Source organism: Neorhodopirellula pilleata (assembly GCF_007859915.1).
Lineage (GTDB): Bacteria > Planctomycetota > Planctomycetia > Pirellulales > Pirellulaceae > Rhodopirellula > Rhodopirellula pilleata.
The window spans coordinates 206,508-209,259 of sequence record NZ_SJPM01000008.1; the positions used below are offsets into that span (position 1 = coordinate 206,508).

At 56.5% G+C, this 2,752-nt stretch carries 3 protein-coding genes; all 3 read right to left on the minus strand.

Annotation, left to right across the window (positions count from 1 at the left end; translation table 11 throughout):
• Positions 1-144: 144 nt before the first annotated feature.
• The 3 genes from Pla100_RS30940 to Pla100_RS18715 all read right to left on the minus strand — a co-directional run bounded on the left by Pla100_RS30940 (position 145) and on the right by Pla100_RS18715 (position 2,063).
• On the minus strand, positions 145-642 hold the full coding sequence (locus Pla100_RS30940; RefSeq protein WP_231603212.1) for a prepilin-type N-terminal cleavage/methylation domain-containing protein: 498 nt from the start codon (positions 640-642) through the stop codon (positions 145-147).
• A gap of 167 nt (positions 643-809) precedes the next feature.
• A complete protein-coding gene (locus tag Pla100_RS18710; RefSeq protein WP_231603213.1) occupies positions 810-1,484 on the minus strand; it encodes a prepilin-type N-terminal cleavage/methylation domain-containing protein in 675 nt (224 codons plus the stop codon).
• Between the two features lie 147 nt (positions 1,485-1,631).
• Positions 1,632-2,063, minus strand: coding sequence for a type II secretion system protein GspG (locus Pla100_RS18715; protein ID WP_197168064.1), 432 nt, complete (start codon positions 2,061-2,063; stop codon positions 1,632-1,634).
• Between the last annotated feature and the right edge of the window lie 689 nt (positions 2,064-2,752).

Below are 2,752 nucleotides of genomic sequence, written 5' to 3' on the forward strand. Positions count from 1 at the left end.
CTCTTCACTCTTCACTCTTCACTCTTCACTCTTCACTCTTCACTCTTCACTCTTCACTCTTCACTCTTCACTCTTCACTCTTCACTCTTCACTCTTCACTCTTCACTCTTCACTCTTCACTCTTCACTCTTCACTCTTCACTCTTCACTCTTCACTCTTCACCGCCGCTTCTTCGGCGGCCATCTCGGCGAGGCCTAGTGCGGGGTCGATCATCCAACGGGTCGCTGAGTAGCTGGCTAGCGGCGCGCCGCCGTCTTCGTCGAGGGCTTCGACGCTGACTCGGATCGCGAGCATTCCGTCCATGGGGGCAGGAACGACATCGACTTGGTACTGGAATGCGGTGGTGGAGGCCGAGTCCATTGAGGCGGTCGGCGAAGGCGGAACCGCTGCGGGGGTGATGCCGGCAGCCAAAATCTCGGCGAGGTGACTTTGAGCGATCATGCGAGCCTGCGACAAATGCTCGGCTTCAGTTGCCGCATCCGTCCCCGTCAACGCAACCTGGGCCAAGATCCCCAACGATGTGCCCAATAGCGCCAAAGCCAAGATCATTTCCAACAAGGAGAACGCGTTGCGTTTATAGAATGGCACTCGTAGGCTGGGTCGCAGCGATAGCGGAGACCCGGCGGGGGAGTGGCGGTTCACTTTTCGCTTTTGGCTTTTGGCTTGAAACCTTGACGTCAATGTCAAACTGCCGGGTGTTCGTCGCAAAGCCTCCTCCACCCAGCCTACCAGACGTCGGCTGGGTCGCAGCGATAGCGGAGACCCGGCAACCCTCTGTTTACACTTAACTAACCATCGACATTCGTACTTCATCGGATCGTCACGTCTCCGGTCAGACCGCGGATTTGCACGTACTGGTCCGGTGACACCTCATCGGAGAGCGTGATGATCGCGTTGCTGGTTTGTCCGGTCGGATAGAAATAGACCACAGGCATGGTTGTCAATGCACCACCCGATGCACCTGAGCCTGATGTGGTTAGCAATGCCGCTTCGACGCTCGCCGATCCGCCCGCGGGGCTGGTTACCACCGCCTTCACCGAGACGCCGACCGGCAACTCGATCGCCCATGACTCTTCGCCGCCCACCGTCATGGCGGTCCCCAGCGCACCGACGGTTTGGTCGGCGCCGGATAACAAGGAACTTTGGCCTCCGGAAGAATCCATCGAGTTGATCGAATCCGTCGATGAGAACACCGAGGTGATCTTGAGTTGATTACCAACGGCGGGATCTTCGCTCGCCACATTCTCGAGCTTCATCACTCGGCCGTGACGCATCGCATGAACCCGCAGGCGAATCATTTCGGCACGGACTTGATCGGCCGCTCGAACGATCCGGCGATCGGTCAACAATCCACCGATCGTCGGCATCACCATCGCGGCAGCCCCGGCAAACACCGCCATCGCCAATAGCAATTCAAGCAGGGTGAAAGCCGAGCGGGGCAATAGGCTATTGGCGTCTAGCAATTGGCTCTTGGCTGTTAGCAATTGGCTTTCTCGGATAGATGGTGAATTCGCTGGAAATGGACGCGTCAAAGAGCGGCTGCAAGTTTGTGGAAACCCCTGGTCGCGTTAGCTGCATCGCGGGCTCCAAAAAGCCAACCGCCAACCGCCAACCGCAGCGGGCCCCGCCCGCTATCGACCTGAGACGACGATGTCGTCTTCGGTATTCATCTGCCCGTCCAATCCGCCGCTTTTAATTTCGAACTCATTGCCTTTGGCGCTGAAGTCAAATGGGTTGCCCCATGCGTCGACGGGAACGCTCTCGATAATCGAATCAACCCACTTGGCTTTCTTCGCCGAATCGCTGGGGCCTTCGACCAAATTATCGAGCGACTCGGGCAACGAGTTCATCTTCAGCTTGTAATAGACAACGTTGCTTTTGAGCGAATTGAGCTGGGCTTGGGTCGCGTTGATATTCGCGTCGGACTGCGCACCGGAGATATTCACGACGACGATCCCGCCAATGACCACGAGGATCGAAAGCACGAGCAGCAACTCGAGCAACGTGAAAGCGGAACGAACAGAGGCGGGACGAGGGCGACGGCGGGGGGAGTGGGTAGGCATGGGAGTGAAGAGTAAAGGGTGAAGAGTGGAGTGTGAAGGTTCCCAGCACATCGCAGTGGAGCTGGATAAACCATTGTGAGTAGGAACCCCTCAAACGCAACCAAGTTCCGCGATTGTTGGCGGTTTTGACGCTGCGCCAGCAGGGCCAGTGGTCCCCGCACCGGGACTGAATCGACCGACAGCCGCTACTCGTTCGCCGCGACGCGGTTCCGTACGGTGGACGAGTCATCATAACGCGACCGCGTGATCGCTTAGGGAGGCGAAATCCGGGCTTGAAGACCTCGCTTTCAACGCAGGCCCCAAGCCTCCCATTTAGCCCATCTTTCCGTCATTGTGAATAGTTCCGGAAAATCAAGCGTGGAAAAAATTTTTCCGTCAAAAAATCTCAGGAAAACGTGAGGAACTGAGTTCCCCCCCGATTATCGTGTGTTCCTATATGGAACGATTTTGCGGCCTATAGGTTTCTTACGGTGCCTAGTTCGCCTAAAATCCTTCCACTGATGTACGGTTGACCCGCCCAAGAAGTGAGTTACAGGCATTCATTTCACTTCAAAAGCGGCCACAATCAGGTTCAATTATCCCTACGCTGTGAGCTGAATATGTCCCGTCGCCCTGCCTTTTCGCGTTTCGATTTCTCCCGCAAGGACGCCCGCAAGCGCACCAAGTCAGTTAAGCAATCTTCACGCCGT

What these genes read in the sequence shown, in the direction of transcription:
- Pla100_RS18715 (WP_197168064.1), bottom strand. Translation starts at nt 2,063, where the DNA reads ATGCCTACCCACTCCCCCCGCCGTCGCCCTCGTCCCGCCTCTGTTCGT.